The 18,261-nt window shown below is 66.3% G+C and carries 12 protein-coding genes and 1 other RNA gene; 6 read left to right on the top strand and 7 right to left on the bottom strand.

Features of this window, described 5'->3' with window-relative positions:
* From QCE83_RS07925 to trxA, 7 genes are all read right to left on the bottom strand, one after another.
* Positions 1-5,982 carry an MG2 domain-containing protein gene (locus QCE83_RS07925; protein WP_309808519.1) on the bottom strand — a complete coding sequence of 1,994 codons (5,982 nt, stop codon included), beginning with the start codon at positions 5,980-5,982 and terminating at the stop codon, positions 1-3.
* 101 nt (positions 5,983-6,083) lie between these two features.
* Positions 6,084-7,445, bottom strand: a complete 1,362-nt coding sequence (locus QCE83_RS07920) for an MATE family efflux transporter (RefSeq protein ID WP_309811534.1) — start codon at positions 7,443-7,445, stop codon at positions 6,084-6,086.
* 40 nt (positions 7,446-7,485) lie between these two features.
* On the bottom strand, positions 7,486-9,249 hold the full coding sequence (locus QCE83_RS07915; RefSeq protein WP_309808518.1) for a glycosyltransferase family 39 protein: 1,764 nt from the start codon (positions 9,247-9,249) through the stop codon (positions 7,486-7,488).
* 263 nt (positions 9,250-9,512) lie between these two features.
* Positions 9,513-9,767 carry a type B 50S ribosomal protein L31 gene (locus QCE83_RS07910; protein WP_050452857.1) on the bottom strand — a complete coding sequence of 85 codons (255 nt, stop codon included), beginning with the start codon at positions 9,765-9,767 and terminating at the stop codon, positions 9,513-9,515.
* 148 nt (positions 9,768-9,915) lie between these two features.
* Entirely contained in the window at positions 9,916-10,752 is an 837-nt protein-coding gene (locus QCE83_RS07905; protein WP_309808517.1) for a zinc-dependent peptidase, read from the bottom strand.
* Positions 10,753-10,883: 131 nt separating this feature from the next.
* Positions 10,884-12,149 carry a transcription termination factor Rho gene (rho, locus tag QCE83_RS07900; RefSeq protein WP_309808516.1) on the bottom strand — a complete coding sequence of 422 codons (1,266 nt, stop codon included), beginning with the start codon at positions 12,147-12,149 and terminating at the stop codon, positions 10,884-10,886.
* Positions 12,150-12,409: 260 nt separating this feature from the next.
* Positions 12,410-12,736 (bottom strand): thioredoxin TrxA, encoded by a 327-nt coding sequence (gene trxA / locus QCE83_RS07895; RefSeq protein WP_008349330.1) that lies wholly within the window; start codon positions 12,734-12,736, stop codon positions 12,410-12,412.
* Between the two features lie 354 nt (positions 12,737-13,090).
* Here trxA and ffs point away from each other — a divergent pair.
* The 6 genes from ffs to QCE83_RS07865 all read left to right on the top strand — a co-directional run bounded on the left by ffs (position 13,091) and on the right by QCE83_RS07865 (position 18,219).
* An RNA gene (gene ffs / locus QCE83_RS07890) (signal recognition particle sRNA small type) lies at positions 13,091-13,189 on the top strand.
* A gap of 153 nt (positions 13,190-13,342) precedes the next feature.
* Positions 13,343-15,688, top strand: a complete 2,346-nt coding sequence (dnaX, locus tag QCE83_RS07885) for a DNA polymerase III subunit gamma/tau (RefSeq protein ID WP_309808515.1) — start codon at positions 13,343-13,345, stop codon at positions 15,686-15,688.
* A gap of 90 nt (positions 15,689-15,778) precedes the next feature.
* On the top strand, positions 15,779-16,105 hold the full coding sequence (locus tag QCE83_RS07880) for a YbaB/EbfC family nucleoid-associated protein (protein ID WP_014191628.1): 327 nt from the start codon (positions 15,779-15,781) through the stop codon (positions 16,103-16,105).
* A 41-nt stretch (positions 16,106-16,146) separates the two neighbouring features.
* Positions 16,147-16,743 carry a recombination mediator RecR gene (gene recR, locus QCE83_RS07875; RefSeq protein ID WP_309808514.1) on the top strand — a complete coding sequence of 199 codons (597 nt, stop codon included), beginning with the start codon at positions 16,147-16,149 and terminating at the stop codon, positions 16,741-16,743.
* A 13-nt stretch (positions 16,744-16,756) separates the two neighbouring features.
* On the top strand, positions 16,757-16,981 hold the full coding sequence (locus QCE83_RS07870) for a DUF1653 domain-containing protein (RefSeq protein WP_309808513.1): 225 nt from the start codon (positions 16,757-16,759) through the stop codon (positions 16,979-16,981).
* A 32-nt stretch (positions 16,982-17,013) separates the two neighbouring features.
* Positions 17,014-18,219, top strand: a complete 1,206-nt coding sequence (locus tag QCE83_RS07865; protein ID WP_309808512.1) for a CaiB/BaiF CoA-transferase family protein — start codon at positions 17,014-17,016, stop codon at positions 18,217-18,219.
* Positions 18,220-18,261 lie beyond the last annotated feature (42 nt).

Below are 18,261 nucleotides of genomic sequence, written 5' to 3'. Positions count from 1 at the left end.
TTACTTCGCCGCGAGCGGCTCGACCACCATCGGCGCATTCGGCAGCGCGCCGAACGCCGAGGGCGCGTAGAGCGCTTCGACGCGCGTCGGCGGCAGGCCGAAGGTGCCCGGATTGTTCAGCCGCATCGTGTATTCGACCTGGATCTTCCCCTTCGGCAGATAGTCGTAATACGTGCGATAGCCCTCGAAGCCGCGCTCGACGAACGTCGGCCACGCGCCGGCCGCGGTTTTCTCGCCCGAGGTCGCGGCAGCCGAATCGCGGCCGAGCCCGGAGCCGAGGATCGTCGCGCCCGCGGGTATCGGATCGTTGACGACGACCCAGGTCATGTCGCTTTGCGCGTCGATGTCGAGATGCACGCGCACGATGTCCCCACGCGAGAGCTTGCCCTTCACGGCCGGGTCCACGGGCGTCAGCGTCTTCGAGATGCGGTAGCCCGCCGCGAACGGCGCTTTCAACGCGACTGCCGCGAGGCTTTCGACGGTTGCCCAGGGTTTGCCGGTGCCGTCCTGCGTCAGCGCGAGCGACCCGGTGGTCCACGGCAACAACACGCTGCGCGCCTTCTCGGGCTTGCCCGGGCCGTTCCACCCGATGTCCTGCGTGGCCGTGCCCAGCTTGATCGACGTGTGTCCGGTGACGGGCGTGCTCTCGAACACCTGCGAGAACCGGCTCACGGCCAGCGTGCCCCACAGGTTCGACGTGGTGGTCTGCCACGCGCCGTTCTTCTGCAGCGCGAGCAGCCCCGTGACGATGCGCGGCATCTCCTCCTTCCAGCCCGGCGCATCGGCGAAGAGCAGCGCCGTGCGCGCGGCATTGGTTTCGGTGCCGGTCATGAGCCACCAGAGATCGTCGTCGCGCTCGGTCGAGAAGCCGACGCGCGTGCCCTGATACGTGAGCCGCGCGCGGATGATCTGCTCGGCTTGCGCGCGTTTCGCGTCGCGCTCGGGGATGCCGTCGACGCGCGACAGGATCGCGTAGTAGTCGAGCACGGCGGAGGTCGGCCATTGATCCGGCGCGACCGTGATGGAACCGAGCATGCGCGGCTGCGCCAGACCGTAGCGCGACAGCGCTTCGATAGCCGCGAGTTTCTCGTAGTCGAGGTCGTTGCGCGGCGCCCAGAACGTGCGCGTGATCTTGCCTTCGACGAAATTCGCCAGGCCCGCGGCCATCTGTCCGCGCAGGTCGGCGGGCAGGGCGAAGCGGCTGTCCAGCCGCGCTGCTTCGTCGGACACGGCCAGCAGGTACGCGGTGAGCGCGGGACTGCCGGTGGGACGTTCGTCATCGGCGGGCGGGAAGTAGTTCGCGAGGCCATCGCGGTCCAGATAGGTCGGCATCTTCGCGAGCACCGCCTGCCACTGCGCCGCGTCCATCAGACCGAGCGCGCGCGAGGTCTGCTGCTCCAGGCAGTTGTACGGATAGCGCTCGAACCAGCGGCGCACGCCCGGCAAGCCGTCGGCGAGCTTCGGCTGCATCGACACTGCAATGCCGCCGCGCGCCGCGCCGTTGCCCGAGAGGAGGGCATCGGCGGGCGGCGCGACCGGCAGCGTGAGCGAGCCATCCACTTGCGCGAGGGTCGCCTGCTGCACGGTGACGGGAACGGCCGGGACGACACGCTGCGTGATCTTCACGGCGTCGCTGGCCTTGGGGCCGGCCTGTTCCGCCGCGCTGACCTCCCACGCGAGACTCGCGGATGGCGCAACGCGCGGGATGTCGGGCATTGTGACGTCCCACGCCACGTCCCGCGACGCGTTCGCGCCGAGCTCCACGGTGCGCGCGTCGAGCGCCAGCGCTCCGGCGTGCGGCGTGACGACGACCCGCATCGCGCGCGGCGTGGTGTTGCGCAGCGTGAACTGCGCGCGGAACGCATCGCCGACGCGAATCAGCGGCGGCAATCCCGAGATCAGTTGCAGGTCCTGCGTGCTCTGGATCGACGCGCTGCCGGTGCCGAAGCGCCCCGCGCCCACCGCAGCGACCGCGACGATGCGAAAGCGCGTCAGCGCATCGTTGAGCGGCACGTCGACCTTGGCTTCGCCTTGTGCATCGAGCGTGACGCGCGGATTCCACAGCAGCAGCGTGTCGAACAGCTCGCGCGTGGCGGCATGACCGCCGCCGCCGCCCGCCGGCACCGCCTTGCGTCCGAAGTGACGCCGCCCGATGATTTCCATCTGCGCCGTCGCCGTTTCGACGCCGTATGCGCGTTGCTGCAGCATCGCGTCGAGCACGTCCCAGCTTTGGTTCGGCATCAGTTCCAGCAGGGCTTCGTCCACCGCCGCGACGGCGATCTGCGTGCCCGCGGGCGCGGGCTTGCCGTCGGGCAGCGTTACCTTGACCTGCACGTGGGCCTTGCCGCGCACGGTGTAGGACTTCGCGTCCGGCGTCACGCTGACCGCGAGCCGGTGCGACGCCGTGCCGACCTTGATCGACGCGAGCCCGTAGCGGAACGCGGGCTTCGACAGATCGACGAGCGGTGTCGGCGCCTGATACTGGCGGCCTTCGTACCAGAAGGCGCGGGCCCAGTCGAGCGGCGCTTTCCAGCCCCACGTGAAGAAGGAGTACCACGGCACGTCGCGGATGCGTCCGCGAATCGCGAGCACCGACACGTACACGTTCGGCCCCCACGAATCCTCGACCTTCAGTTCGACGGTCGGGTCGCGCCCATTGAGTTCGACCACCCGCGTCTCGACGACGCCCTCGCGCTCCACCGCGACGAGCGCCGTGGCCGACCGGAACGGCATCCGCACCTGGAAGCGCGCGGTCTCGCCGGGCTCGTAGCTGGTTTTCTCGGGCAGGACGTCGATGCGGTCCGTGTTCTCGCCGCCGAACCACAGTTCGTCCGCGCGCGTGACCCACACGGAGGTGCTGGCGTTGGCCGCGCGGCCGTCGCTGTCTTTCGCGATGGCGATCAGATCGACATTGCCGGGCTCCTTGATGGCGACGTCGCACGAGACGATGCCGTGATCGTCGCTCTTGCCGCTGCACAGCGCGCCGAGATCCTTGATTTCGGTGTGGTTGTCATACGCATAGAAGCCGCCGACCATGCGTTTGCGCGAACTCGACATGATGCGCGCCACCGCCTTGATTTCCACGGCGACGCCCGCGCGCGGCTTGCCTTGCAGATCGAGCGCCAGCGCCTGCACCGGCAGCTTGCCGCCGACCGACACCCAATGGCCCGCCTTTACGCCGACCGCCACGGCGGCGGGCCACAGCGTCGTGCCGCCGCTGATGGTCTGGATCTCGCCGTTCGGATCGGCGAAGCTCGCTTCGAGCGCGAGGCGTTTCGGCGCTTCCACCGCGGGCAGCGGCTTGATGGTGAGCTTGCCGGCGCCGTCGCGATCGAGCGTCATGCGCAGCTTGTCGGCGATGAGCTTCGTCGTGGCGTCGGCCTGCTGCTCGCTGGCTTCGTCCTCGGCGGGGGCGCTGGCGCCGTCGCCGGACGGCTTGCGCCACGGCGCGAAGCTGTACGCGTCGTACTGCGCGGCGAACGGCGGCGTGACGTCACGCACCAGCGCCGACACCTGCACCGGCAGATTCGATGCCGGTCCGCCTTGCACGTATTCCATCCGCACCGCGACCGGCGCGTCCTGCGCGGCGACGAGACCGGGCGATGCGCCGTCGCCGGCGGTGATCGAGCCTTTGAAGACCGGCAGGCGGAATTCCTCCACCCGGAAGCTGCCCGACTCATACGACCGGGTGACGCCGCTGTCTTCGGCGTCGTCGGCGTCATCGTCTCCGTTCTTTTGTCCGGGCGCGGCGATGGCGCCGTTATCCAGCGTCACCGTGTATTCGCCGAGCTTCGCCGCGACCGGCACCGTGAAGGTGGAATCGGCGCTGTGGTCGGCCGTCCACTTGAGCGGCATGTGCCAGGTCTGGCCGCTGCCGGTGTGCCGGATCGTCACGCGGCCCGGATTGTCGGGCGCAAACGCGAAGCCGTTGAGCGTCTCGACGCGCAGCAGATGCTTCATCGACACCGTCTCGCCGGCGCGCAGCAGCGTGCGGTCGAACACGGTATGCGCGCGCACGCTGCGCGTGGTGCTCATGTCGGTCGGCACGTTGAAGCGCCATGACTCGATGCCGCGATTCCAGTCGGACAGCACGAACGCCATGTCCGGCCCGGTGACCGGATCGTTCACCCGCGCCGAGACGAAAAAGCCGCTCCACGCGAGACTGTTCTCGTTGCATTCGCGCGCGGCAGCCAGCGTCTTGCCGATCTTCGCGATGCCTTGCGCGTCCGTCTTCGCGGTGGCGATTTCATCGCCGTTGCAGTCGGTCACGCGCACATCGGCATTGGCGACGGGCTTGCCGTGATCCAGCGACGTCACCCACACCAGACTGTTCTCGCGGCCCTGTTTGAAGTGCACGCCGAGATTGGTGACGAGCACCGAGGTGCGCACGTACATCGGCTGCGGCTTGCCGAGCAGCGACGCGCCCAGCGCCGGCGAATGCAGTTCGACGACATAGAAGCCCGGCTTGGTGAGCGGAATACCGACTACCTCGAAGGGCCGCAGCGCCTTGGGATCGGCGGCGGGCAGCGTCAAGGTCTCGACGCCCGCGCGTCCGGCGAGCATCGACAGCGAACGGACGTCGATCTGCGGATCCTTCGACACCGTGCCGTCGCTGTTCGGAATCACGACCGGACGGATGCCGTTGCGCAGCATCTCCGGCATGCGCTCCTCGATCATCGAACGCGACATGGAGATGCCGTCGAACTGATCGACGGCGCGCATCCATTGGCGGATGTCGCGGTCGGCATCGAGCTTGAGCTTGGTGATCCGGGAAGTGCCGGAATTCAAACCCTGCACGTGCAGATCCGCTTCGACGTGCCGCAGCGTGACGGGCAGCATCGCGGGCATGCCGGGCTCGGCAAAGCGCTCGATGATGCCGAACGCGCCCGACGAAAACTTGGCGAGCGGCGGCATCGGCGCGGTCGCGGTCTTGAGCGGGAACAGGTCGGCGTTGGCGAGCGTGCGGCCGCTGACGTCCTTGAGATTCGCGGGGGCGTCGATGGTGAGATCGGCGTGCTCGGGCAAAGGCGCCGCGAACTCGACGGCGCTCACTTCCGCGTCCTTGTCGGTGTCGTCGAAATGCGGGGCGGCCGTTTCCTTCGGCCCGCGCAGCACGAACTTCTGCGCGTCCGCACGCGTGATCGGCGCGCTGAAGTTCAGGCGCAGTGGACGCAGCGGCGTGCAGGGCGCCTGCGCGTTTTCGCGCTCGCACGAGAAGCTCGCGGTGAAGGGCTCGCGCACGGTGAAGTCGAAGCGCTTCTCGACTTCGTTGGCCATGCCGCTCGGACCGGTCACGCCCGCGCCGTAGACCAGCTGCATCTTGGCTGCCGAGGGCAGGGTTTGCTGGCAGGCGAGCGTCAGCACGTTGCCGGCTTCCTTCTCCAGCCGGAAATACTTGAGCAGGGCGGTGCGGGCGGCGTCGTCGAGCAGGCGCACCGGAATGCGGTTGCCGAGCGCACTGGATTCGCACCACACGTGTTCACGCACCGAAGCCGGCGTGGCCGGGCCGTTCAGGCGCAGCACGAAAGCCTGGTTCTCTTCGATGTCGCCATATCCCGGCAGGACGCGCGTGACGAACGGACCGCCGGTCTGGAAGGCGAAATGGCGCGGGCCGGACAGCGCGTTGCCCGCGACGGACTTGAGGGTGTCGGCGAGATCGAGCGTGCAGCGTACGCCGGGCGGCAGGTCGTTCTCGAAGTCGAAGGCCCAGGTCCGGGCGTCGATCCAGCGGCCCGAACCCGCCGTGGCCGCGCCGCTGCACACCAGCTTGCCCGGCGCGGCGGCGGCTGCGTTGCCGAAGGCGATCATCGGTTCGTCGAACTTGGCGACGACCTGGCGCACCTGCGCGACCTTACCCTGCGGCGACACGCTCGCGATGCGCGCGGCATCGGCCCGATGCATCGACGCGCCGAAACCGAGCGCGGCGATCAACCCGGTTGCAGCCAGAATCCACTTTTTTTGTGACGTTGTTATGCGGCTCATCCACTCGCTCCGAGATGCTCTCGACGCGAAATTCTACTGGACGCTTACGTCATTCTTTCTACCAATCGATCCAGGTTGTGTTTTTTGACGCTCCGGCTGCGTCAGTCCGCATCGACATGCGCGACGCGCCGCAGGCTGACGCGCCGCCAGTAGAGAAAGAGGCCGATGCCCGCAACGCCCAGGCTCGCCGAGTTGGCGATCCAGAAGCCGCGCGCGCCCTGCAGCCATTCCGGCACGCCGCCGCCGATGTCGAAGCCGAGCAGATAGCCGCCGCCCAGCCCGATGCCCCACAGCGCGACCGCATAGATCAGCGTCGGCACCAGCGTCACCTTGTAGGCGCGCAGGACGAACGCGGTCGTGACCTGGAGCGCGTCGCACAGGTGATAGAAGAAGATGATCAGCACGAGCGGCATGGCGGCCGCGATGACGTGCGCATCCGGCGTGTAGGCGGCGATGATCAGCGGGCGCGCCGCGACCAGAATCACGCCATAGACCAGCGCCAGCACGCACGCCACGCCGATGCCGTGACGCGAGATCGAGCGCGCGTCGTCGTAGCGGCCGGCGCCGAGCGCCTGCGACACGAGCGTCGACGACGCAATGCCGATCGACAGCGGCGTCATGTACAGCACCGCGCCGAGATTGCCGGCGATCTGGTGGCCGGCGAGCGTGGTCGTGCCGAAGCGCGAGATGAACAGCGCCATGAAGGTGTACGAGGTCACCTCGATGAGATAGGAGAGACCCATCGGAATGCCGAGGCGCAGCAGCGCGAGCTGACGCCGCCAGACCGGCCAGCAGAACTGCGAGAAGATGCCGAACGGGCGGAAGAACTCGAAGCGGACGAGCACCGTCATGCCGACGATCGCCAGCGCCCAGTTGATGAGCGTGCTCGCGAGCGCGCAGCCGGGACCGCCGAGCGCCGGCACGCCCGCACCGCCGAAGATGAACCAGCTGTTGAGCGGAAACTTGAGCAGCAGCCCGCCGACTTGCAGGAACATCACGAGGCGCGGCTTGCCGACGGCATTGGTGAGCGAACTGTAGACGCGGAACGCGAGGCTCGCGGGCAGGCCGAACGACAGGATGCGCAGATAGTCGACCGTGCGGTCGTGCAGCGCGGGCGGCGCCTTGGCGAGCGAGAGCAGCGGTTCGGGGTGATAGAGCAGCACGAAGCCAATCACGGCGAGCGCGGCGGCGAGCCACAGCGCCTGACGCGTCTCCTCGCCGATCTCGCTTTCGCGACCCGCGCCGAAGAGCTGGCCGGCGATCGGCTGCAAGGCCACCAGGATGCCCGTCAGGCCGATGTACACCGAGATATAGATCGAGCCGCCGAGGCCGAGCGCGGCGAGATCGGTGGCGGAGAAGCGGCCGACCATCGCGGTGTCGATCACGCCGAACGCAATGATGGCCAACTGGCCGATCAGCACAGGCCAGGCGAGCGCGGCGATCTTGCGCACGTCGCTCAGCATGCCGGTCGTGCTGGCCGGGGGCGTCAGCGGGGACATCGCGTTACTGCTTCCGGCGCAGGCTTCTCGGACGCAGCGGCTTTGGCGGCGGCGGCGTCGGACGCTCGATGCGCACGTACAGGCGGAAGCGCTCGTCCCGGTCGGCGACGCGCCGGCCTTCCCAGACCAGCTTCCACTCGAATGCCGACAGCGACGACGGTTCGCCGTAATCCGCGCGGTCCTGGCGCAGGATCACGTCGCAATCCTCGTCGAACGCGAAATGCATGCCGCCGAAATAAGCGAAGGTCGCGATCTGCGCGTCGCCGAGACGCACCGGCGAGATACAGGTGTAGTCCGGCGGCAGATGGTCCGCGATCTGCTCCGCGACATCGCGATACGTCCGACTGTAGTTGACCACGGGCAACCACAACGTCATGAGCAACACCCACATCAGCGTGGTGCCTGCGCTGGACAGCACGACGCTGCGCCACAGCACCTTCGGATGCCGCGCGAGACGCCAGCGGGCGAGCAGGAACCAGCAGACCGTCACGGCCACGGCGCACACGAAGGAAAGGAGCTTGAACTCGGGATGGAAGCCGGGCACGAGACGCGCGAGATTGCGCGCCATCGACGCCGGGAAGCCGAAAATGCCGGCGGTCCACACGAGCCAGACCAGCGTGCCGATGACGGTGAAGCTCAACATCGCGAACCAGTCGATGGCATTGATCGCGCCGCGCTTCAGTGTGGGCAGCGCGAAGGTCGCGAGCACCGAGAGCGGCGGCAGCAGCAGCATGAAGAGGCGGTTGGTTTCATGCGCCTGCAGCACGACCAGCACGAGCAACGGTCCGATGATCGAAAGCGGCACGCCCACGTGCGGCGAGCGCCGCATGCCGCCCCAACTGACGAAGGCCCATAGCGCGAGCGGCCAGGCCGGCCAGGTGAAGAGCGGCAGGTTCTTGATCGCGTAGCCGAAGATGGATCCCGGCGTGCCGGAGAAGAAGGAGAAGCTGTTGCGCCACCACTGGCGCAGCCACCATTCGCCGTCGTCGGGATAGAAGTGCAGGGCGGGGAGCACCCAGGCAGCGATCAGCAGCACCGCGACCGGCAGGCCGTACACGATCAGCGGCCGGGCGCGCACCTGCTTGACGATGATCGTCATCGCGAGGGTGCAGAGCAGCAGCGCGAACACCAGAACCGGCGAACTCGACAGCGCCACGACGCCCAGCGCCGCGCCCCAGACCAGGCCGCCGTGGATGGGCTTGTCGAGGCTGCGCACGAGGCCGTAGAGCAGCATCGCGGTGCCGGCGAACTGCGCGAGCTGTGCGGTGGTTTCGTGGCCGCGCTCGGCAAGACCGAAGCAGGCCAGCAGGATCAGGAGGGCGCCGTCGGCGAGCGTGCGGCCGTAGTCGCGCGGCTCGGGTTCGCCGCCGAACGCGTATTTGAACGGCTGGGCTTCGTCGCGGCGGCCGAGCAGATAGGCCGAGTACCAGACGAAGGCGCAGGCAAGACAGAAGAGCAGGCCGGTGACCACGCGCGAGGCGTTGCTCGCGTCGACCCACGGGCTCAGCAGGCGGATGGCGGACGCGCCGAGCCAGTACATCAGCGGGCCATCGGCGGTGGGCGCCTTGCCGACGAGATTCGGCAGAAGCCAGTCGCGGGCATCGCCGTTGGCCATGGTCCACATCACGCCGAAGCCGGCCGCGTCCTCGTTCTTCCACGGATCGCGCCCGAACAGGCCGAACGACGCATAGACGATGCAGATGGCAAGCAGGAGCCAGCGCGGCAGGGCGCTGGTGGCGGAGGCAGTCAGACGAACGACGGATCGCATGCGATAGGCTGTATGGAAAACGGTCCCGGTGGCGGCGCTGGCTTCGGCCGCAGGCGCAGCAGGGCTCGAGCAACCGGCATTGTAGTCGCGCGGCGGCATTACCGGCGTTGCGATGGAATTTGCCGTAACGGGGTGATGCAATCGTGACTGTCCGAGCAAGGACGATGCCGCGCGCAGTGCCGATGCAGGCCGGAACACAAAGCGTCCGGCGACAAAAAAGGGCAGCGAGAGCTGCCCTTTTTGCTGAGTTCGTGAAGCCCGACTTACTTCTTGGTGGAGAAGCGTGCGAACTTGTTGTTGAACTTTTCGACGCGGCCGGCCGTGTCCATGATCTTCTGCTGGCCGGTGTAGAACGGATGCGATTCCGACGACACTTCGATCTTCGCGAGCGGGTAGGTCTTGCCTTCGAATTCGGCGGTTTCGCGCGTCTGGATGGTCGAACGGGTCACAAACTTGAAGTCGTTCGACATGTCGATGAACAGGACTTCGCGGTAATTCGGGTGAATGCCTTCTTTCATTGTCTTTCCTGGTATCTGGCGGTAGCCAACCCGCTGCGCTTGTCTGAGAACGCCCTGAAGCGTCCGGCGCGAGTCACTTGCCTAGGGTCGAAAAACGGCGATTATGCCAGAAAATCAGTTGGTTGACACTTCTTTGCGAGGTTTTTCGTCAGGCGCCGGCGGAGTCCAGCGCGCCCGTGCCCGCCGGGTCCTGCCGGTAATAGCGCGCCAGCAGCCGGTAGAGCTCCGGATACTCCGCCTCGAAGGCCCGCGGCGTGACGAACAGCGCCTCGCTGCATACCGCGAAAAATTCGGACGGATGGTCCGCCGCGTAAGGATCGATCAGCGATTCGCGCTCGAAGCGGCTCCAGCGCCGCTCGGGCACCGCGTCCACGCGCGCGCAGAACTGGTCGTAAGCGTTGTCGAAGATATCGGCGAAAGCGGCGGTGTCGAGCGGCGCATGCCAGCGGCGGAACAGCGGCGGATGGCCGTCGGCTTCGCCCGTGACCATGTCGAGCTTGTGCGCGAACTCGTGGATCACCACGTTGTACGCGTCCGAGCCGTCAGCCATCTGCGCGTCTTCCCATGACAGCACGACCGGACCGCCTTCCCAGGCTTCGCCGCTCGCATCGTGCTCGATCTCGTGCACCACGCCGTCCTGATCCTCCACCGTCTTGCGGATGACGAACTCGCCCGGATAGACGATCACGCCCACCCAGCCGCGATACAGGTCGAGGTCGAGATTGAGCACCGGCAGGCAGGCCTGCGCGGCGATGGAGACGATCATCGCGTCGGTCAGTTCGAGATCGTGCGCGGTGGAGAATTCCTTCTGCGCGATGAACAGGCTCGCGGTTTCACGCAGGCGGCCGAGATCCGCGTCGTCCAGATGGCCGAAGCACGGATAGGTGTCGAGCGTGCGTTGCCACAGGGTGTCGTCGATCGCGTACTTGCGCAGCGCGCGCTCGCGGCGTTGCGCGCCGAACCAGCGGGAAAGGAGGTTGGCCATCGGATGAGCGGTTGGCTTCGACAGACCGGATTGTACGGAGAGTACGGAGTGTACGGAGGCCGGCCGGCGCCGGGCGTAAAAAAACCGCCTGACGGGGCAGGCGGTTTTTCTGGTGTGTGCAGCGCGGTGGATCAGCTGCCGCCGCGGCGCATCATGTCGAAGAATTCGGCGTTGTTCTTCGTCTGGCGAATCTTGTCGAGCAGGAATTCCATGGCTTCGACTTCGTCCATGTCGTGGATGAACTTGCGCAGCACCCAGACCTTCTGCAGCAGGTCCGGCTTGATGAGCAGTTCTTCGCGACGCGTGCCCGACTTGTTCAGGTTGATCGACGGATAAACGCGCTTTTCCGCGAGGCGGCGCTCGAGGTGCACTTCCATGTTGCCGGTGCCCTTGAACTCTTCGTAGATGACGTCGTCCATGCGGCTGCCGGTCTCGATCAGCGCCGTGCCGATGATGGTCAGCGAACCGCCTTCCTCAATGTTGCGCGCCGCGCCGAAGAAGCGCTTCGGACGTTGCAGCGCGTTGGCGTCGACACCGCCCGTCAGCACCTTGCCCGAAGCCGGCACGACGGTGTTGTAGGCGCGCGCGAGACGCGTGATGGAGTCGAGCAGGATCACGACGTCGTGCTTCATCTCGACCAGGCGCTTGGCCTTCTCGATGACCATTTCGGCGACCTGCACGTGACGCGCGGCGGGTTCGTCGAAGGTGGAGGCGATCACTTCGCCCTTCACCGAGCGCTGCATTTCCGTGACTTCTTCAGGACGTTCGTCGATGAGCAGCACGAACAGCACGATGTCCGGATGGTTCTGCTTGATGGCGTGCGCGATGTGCTGGAGCATCACGGTCTTGCCCGACTTCGGCGACGCGACCAGCAGGCCGCGCTGGCCCTTGCCGATCGGCGAGATCATGTCGATGATCCGGCCCGTGACGTTTTCCTCGCCGCGCATTTCGCGTTCGAGCGGCAGCGGCTTGTTCGGATGCAGCGGCGTGAGGTTCTCGAACATGATCTTATGTTTCGAGGCCTCGGGCGGCTGCCCGTTGACTTTGTCGACCTTCACCAGTGCGAAATACCGCTCGCCGTCCTTCGGCGTGCGCACTTCTCCTTCGATGGTGTCGCCGGTGTGCAGATTGAAACGGCGGATTTGCGACGGGCTGATATAAATATCGTCCGTGCTCGCAAGATAAGAAGTCTCGGGCGAACGCAGGAAGCCGAAGCCGTCGGGCAGCACTTCGAGCGTGCCGTCGCCGAAAATCGTGTCGCCGCCCTTGGCGCGCTTTTTAAGAATCGCGAACATCAATTCCTGCTTGCGCAGGCGGTTCGCATTTTCGATCTCGAGGCCATTGGCCATCTCGATCAGTGCCGATACGTGCTGAGACTTGAGCTCGGATAAATGCATACGGATTTCCCGCCAGGGAGAAGAGGTGCGACGAAAAGATTTGGGAGAAGAGGTGAGCGGAACCGCTCGAGACTTAATACTTCTTGAACTCTTGTGATTCTAGCATAGCACACGCCGCTTGAGCCTCGGGTGGGCGTTGGGCGGGGCTTTTCGGCCGATGTTGTCGTGCGACAACATCGGCTGTACCACGAGCGCGCGCTAGTAAGGACGCGGGTGGCATGGACGGGCGCTGTGTAAAACCGCGCCCGCCGGTGACGCTGTTACAGGTTGCTGTCGAGGAACGCGGTGAGTTGCGACTTCGACAATGCGCCGACCTTCTGCGCGGCGACTGCGCCGTTCTTGAACAGGATCAGCGTAGGGATGCCGCGCACGCCGAACTTGACCGGCGTCGACTGATGTTCGTCCACATTGATCTTCGCGATCTGCAGGCGATCGCCGTAATCCTTCGCGACTTCGTCGAGGATCGGGGCAATCATCTTGCACGGACCGCACCACTCGGCCCAGAAATCGAGCAGGACAGGTTTATCGGACTTGACGACATCCTGTTCGAAAGAAGCGTCGCTGATGTGCTTGATTGATTCGCTCATTGTCTGAATACCTCTATTGATTCGAGGCCCGCGTTTGAATGCTCGCCACGATAGATCAAAACTTAAGGAGACCACGTCGCCGCTGAGCGCGACTAAACCGGCTCGCCGTGCGCCGAAACAGAGGGCGAACGGCGGCAAATGTTCCATCAGAGGGCCGCGATGCACCAATGCGTGTCGCCTGTGGATGATTCACTCATCATCTTAGCCTACTTTGCTATCCGTTGCCGGGTGCCGATAGCGATGATCTGAGGGTGAAATCCCCGAGTACAAGAGGCATTCTGAAACATTGAGTCGATGCATGCGTTTCGCGTGAAGCCTTCCGGGCGCTCGACGTTGCATGATACAATTCGACGTGACGGGCCTCCTCGCATGGTGGCGTGGTCAACCTGGTCAGGTCGGGAACGAAGCAGCCACAGCCGCTTTCCACCAGTGCCGAGGGTCAGGCTCGTCACCTTCCGCTTTATCTCCTCTCGTTTTTTCCTCCCTTCGCGTTTTTTGGGCTCTCGCTCGTGCGGCATTGCTACGTCCGCGAGCGGCATGCTTGCGCCCGCGCGGGCCCTGTCGGAACGGGCGTTGCGCCAGGTCGTTGCTGATACAATTTCGCGCATGACCTATCAAGTTCTCGCACGCAAATGGCGGCCGAAATCGTTCGAGTCGCTCGTCGGCCAGGAGCACGTCGTCCGTGCGCTCACGCACGCGCTCGACGGCGGCCGCCTGCATCATGCCTATCTCTTCACGGGCACGCGCGGCGTCGGCAAGACGACGCTCTCGCGGATCTTCGCGAAGGCGCTCAACTGCGAAACCGGCGTGACCTCGAAGCCGTGCGGCGTGTGCCGTGCGTGCCGGGAAATCGACGAAGGGCGCTTCGTTGATTATGTGGAAATGGATGCGGCGAGCAATCGCGGCGTCGATGAAATGGCGGCGCTGCTAGAACGCGCCGTGTACGCCCCCGTCGATGCCCGCTTCAAGGTCTACATGATCGACGAAGTGCACATGCTCACGAACCACGCCTTCAACGCCATGTTGAAGACGCTGGAAGAACCGCCTCCGCACGTCAAGTTCATCCTCGCCACGACTGATCCGCAGAAGATTCCGGTCACCGTGCTGTCGCGCTGTCTGCAGTTCAACCTGAAGCAGATGCCGGCCGGGCATATCGTCGGGCATCTGGAGAACATCCTCAAGGAAGAGGGCATCGCGTTCGAGCAGCAGGCGCTGCGGCTGTTGTCGCGCGCGGCGGACGGCAGCATGCGCGATGCGCTCTCGCTGACCGATCAGGCCATCGCCTATTCGGCCAACCAGGTGACGGAAGAAGCCGTGCGCGGCATGCTCGGCGCACTGGATCAGAGCTATCTGATCCGTCTGCTCGACGCGCTCGCCGCCGGCGACGGTGCGCTGGTGCTCGACATCGCTGACGAAATGGCGCTGCGCAGCCTGTCGTTCTCCACCGCGCTGCAGGATCTGGCGAGCCTGCTGCATCGCGTGGCGTGGGCGCAGTTCGCGCCGTCGTCGGTGCTGGACGAATGGCCGGAAGGCGCCGACATCCGCCGCTTCGCCGAGATGCTGTCCGCCGAACAGGTGCAGCTCTTCTATCAGATCGCGACGGTGGGCCGCGGCGAACTCGGCCTCGCGCCGGACGAATACGCCGGCTTCACGATGACGCTGCTGCGCATGCTCGCATTCGAGCCCGCCGGCGGTCCGGGCGGCGGCGGTGTCGCGGTGAGCGCGCCCGCGCCCGCCAGGCCGGTTCGCGGCGCGGCGCTGGCCGGCGCGATGGCCGAGCGCGCGGTCAGCCCGGCGCCGGTTCCGAAGCCTGCGTTGTCTGTCGAGACGAAGACGGCGGCGCCGGTTGCGGAAACCAAGGCGCCTGTTGTGGAGCGTGAGCAACCGGCGACTGGGCCGAAGGCAGCTGCGCCGGCCAAGGCGCCCATGGAACAGCCGGAAGCCGCCGAAACACGCGAAGCGGTGCCGCTAGCGACTGAACCTGAGCCCGAAGCGGTGCCCGTCGCGAACAAGCCGGTGCCCGAAGCGGCGCGGCAAGCCATCGAGGAAGCGGCGCCTGTTGCCGCTCGCGCCTCGCGTGCCGAACCCGCCGCGCCGCGTGCGGCGGGCGGTGCAAGCGCAGCGCTCGAAGTGCTGCGCAGCGCGGGCATGCGCCTTTCATCGGATCGCGGTACGCGTGGGGCCGCTGCGGCGGAAGCCGCGCCGAAGCCTGCACCGAAGGCCACACCGAAGCCCGCAGCGCCCGTGCCGGTTCCCGCCGCGCGCCGCGAGGCCGTCGCGGCAGCCGGGCAGCCCGCGCAGCCCGAAGCCAAGCCAGTAGCAGCCCCCGCCGGCAAGTCGAAAGTCGTCCCGCCGTGGGAAGACATGCCGTCCGACGACTACCCGCCGCCGGTCTCGGAAGACGAATACTTCATGGCGTCCGACGACGGCTTCGTCCCCGCGTTCGACAGCGGTCCCGACGACCTGCACTTCGGCGGCGAGCCGTCCGCGCGGCCGGCGCCGCAACCCAAGATCGACACGACGCCGCTGCCGCCCGCCGTCCCGCTCGATGCGCTCGGCCTGACGCTCGAATGGGCCGCGCTCGCGGTCGATCTGCCGCTGAAGGGCGTGGCGTACCAGCTCGCGTTCAACAGCGAACTCACCGCCTGCGACGCCTCGTCGCTCACGCTCGCGGTGCCGGTGCAGATGTACACCGACGCCGCGCACGTCGCGAAGCTCAAGGCCGCGCTCGCGGAGAAACTCGGCCGCACCCTCGAAGTCAATGTCAACGTCGGGCCCGCACGCCGCACCGCCGCCGCGCTCGATGCCGCCGCGCGCGCCCGGCGCCAGCAGGAAGCCGAGCAGGAAATCACGCAGGATCCGTTCGTGCAGTCGCTGATCCGCGATTTCGGCGCGAGCATCGTGCAGGGATCGATCAAGCCGATCGCCGCGACGGGCGCGAATCCGTCTTGACGAAGCACGCCGTGCAGCCGCATTGAATACCGGGCGCCGCGATCGCGCGCGCACCCGTCCGCCACACGTTTTCCAGGAAGGAGCCGAACCATGATGAAGAACCAACTCGCCGGGCTGATGAAACAGGCCCAGCAGATGCAGGAAAACATGAAGAAGATGCAGGACCAGCTCGCGCTGATCGAGGTCGAGGGCCAGTCGGGCGCCGGTCTCGTCAAGGTGACGATGACCTGCAAGAACGACGTCAAGCGCGTCTCGATCGACCCGAGCCTGCTCGCCGACGACAAGGACATGCTCGAAGACCTGGTCGCCGCCGCGTTCAACGACGCCGTGCGCAAGGCCGAGGCCACCACGCAGGAAAAGATGAGCGGCATGACGGCCGGCATGCCGATGCCGCCCGGCTTCAAGCTGCCGTTCTGAACCCGCGCGCCGGACGCCTGGCCGGCGCGTCACGAGGACACATGAAACAACCTTCCGCCCTGGCGGCGCTGGTCGAGGCGCTGCGCGCGCTGCCCGGCGTCGGCCCGAAATCGGCGCAGCGCATGGCGTATCACCTGATGCAGCATGACCGCGCCGGCGCCGAGAAACTCGGCGCGTCGTTGCTGTTCGCGACCGAGCATCTCAAGCACTGCGCGAAGTGCAACACCTTCACCGAAGCCGAGATCTGCGAAGTCTGCAGCGACGAAGAGCGCGACCCCACGTTCCTGTGCGTGGTCGAAACGCCCGCCGACCAGATCATGCTCGAGCAGACCCTCACGTATAAGGGGCTGTATTTCGTGCTGATGGGCCGGCTGAGCCCGCTCGACGGCATTGGACCGAAGGAAATCCACTTTGAACGTCTAATTGGCCGCGCGCTCGACGGCATCGTGCAGGAAGTCGTGCTCGCGACCAACTTCACGAACGAAGGCGAGGCCACCGCGCACTATCTCGCGCAGACGCTCAAGGCGCGCGGCCTGAAAGTGACGCGCCTCGCCCGCGGCGTGCCGGTGGGCGGCGAACTCGAATATGTCGATGCGGGCACCATCGCGCGTGCGATGCTCGATCGGCGCTCCGTATGAAGGACCTGATCCGATGACTGAAACCGAAGCCCTCGCGCTCGCCACCCATCGTCATTACAAGGGCGGGCTGTATCGCGTGATCGGCGTCGCGCGGCACTCGGAAACCGAGGAGGCGATGATCGTCTACGAACATCTGTGGCCGCATGAACGCGGCCTGTGGGTGCGCCCCGCGGCGATGTTCAACGAAACCCTCGCCGACGGCACTCCGCGCTTCAAGCCGCTCGACATGCCGCTCTGAGCCCGCACAAGAACAATCGAAGGAGACACGTCATGAGCACCACGTCCGGACCGCTTGCCGGCGTCAAAGTGCTGGAACTCGGCACGCTGATCGCCGGCCCGTTCGCCGCGCGCTTCATGGGCGAGTTCGGCGCCGAGGTCATCAAGATCGAAGACCCGAACGGCGGCGATCCCCTGCGCAAATGGCGCAAGCTCTATCCGGAAGTCGGCGGCACGTCGCTGTGGTGGGCGGTGCAGGCGCGCAACAAGAAATCCGTCACGGTGAATCTCAAGGCCGAAGAGGGCAAGGAGATCGTGCGGCGGCTCGCGAAGGAAGCTGACGTCGTCATCGAGAACTTCCGTCCCGGCCTGCTCGAAAAGCTCGGGCTCGGCTACGAGACGCTCTCGGCCGAGAACCCCGGACTCGTGATGGTGCGGCTCTCGGGCTACGGCCAGACCGGCCCGTATCGCGACCGGCCCGGCTTCGGTGCGATCGCCGAATCGATGGGCGGCCTGCGCCACATCACCGGCTATCCCGATCTGCCGCCGCCGCGCATCGGCATTTCGATCGGCGATTCCATCGCGGCGCTGCACGGCGTGATCGGCGCGCTGATGGCGCTGCATCACAAGCAGGTGAACGGCGGCAAGGGGCAGGTGGTCGATGTCGCGCTGTACGAGGCCGTCTTCAACATGATGGAAAGCGTGGTGCCCGAATACGGCGTGTACGGCATGGTGCGCGAGCGCACCGGCGCGTCGCTGCCGGGCATCGTGCCGTCGAACACGTATCCGTGCCGCGACGGCAGCATCGTGATCGGCGGCAACAGCGACCCGATCTTCAAGCGACTGATGAACGCCATCGAGCGCGCCGATCTCGCCGACGACCCGGCGCTCGCCTCGAACGACGGCCGCGTGCCGCGCACGCAGGAAATCGACGCGGCGATTGCCGCATGGCTCTCGACGCGCAGCATCGACGAGGCGCTCGCCGTGCTCAACGCGGCCGAGGTGCCGGCGGGCCGCATCTACAGCGTGGCCGACATGTTCACCGATCCGCAGTACATCGCGCGCCAGATGCTGCAACGCTTTCCGTGGCAGGACGGCCGCGAGATCACGCTGCCGAACGTCACGCCGAAGCTCTCCGAAACGCCCGGCGAGACCCGCTGGCTCGGGCCGCAACTAGGCGAACATACGGATGAAGTCCTGCATACGCTCGGGTATCATGCCGACGATATTGCGCGGCTGCGCGCGGCCAAGGTGATCTGAACCCGGCCTGAATGCGTTCTCGCACGCGAGAGACAACAACAA

The sequence above is a fragment of the Caballeronia sp. LZ034LL genome (genome assembly GCF_031451215.1).
Lineage (GTDB): Bacteria > Pseudomonadota > Gammaproteobacteria > Burkholderiales > Burkholderiaceae > Caballeronia.
The sequence above is the reverse complement of the archived record's forward strand: the minus strand, read 5'-3'. Positions and strand labels throughout refer to the sequence as shown.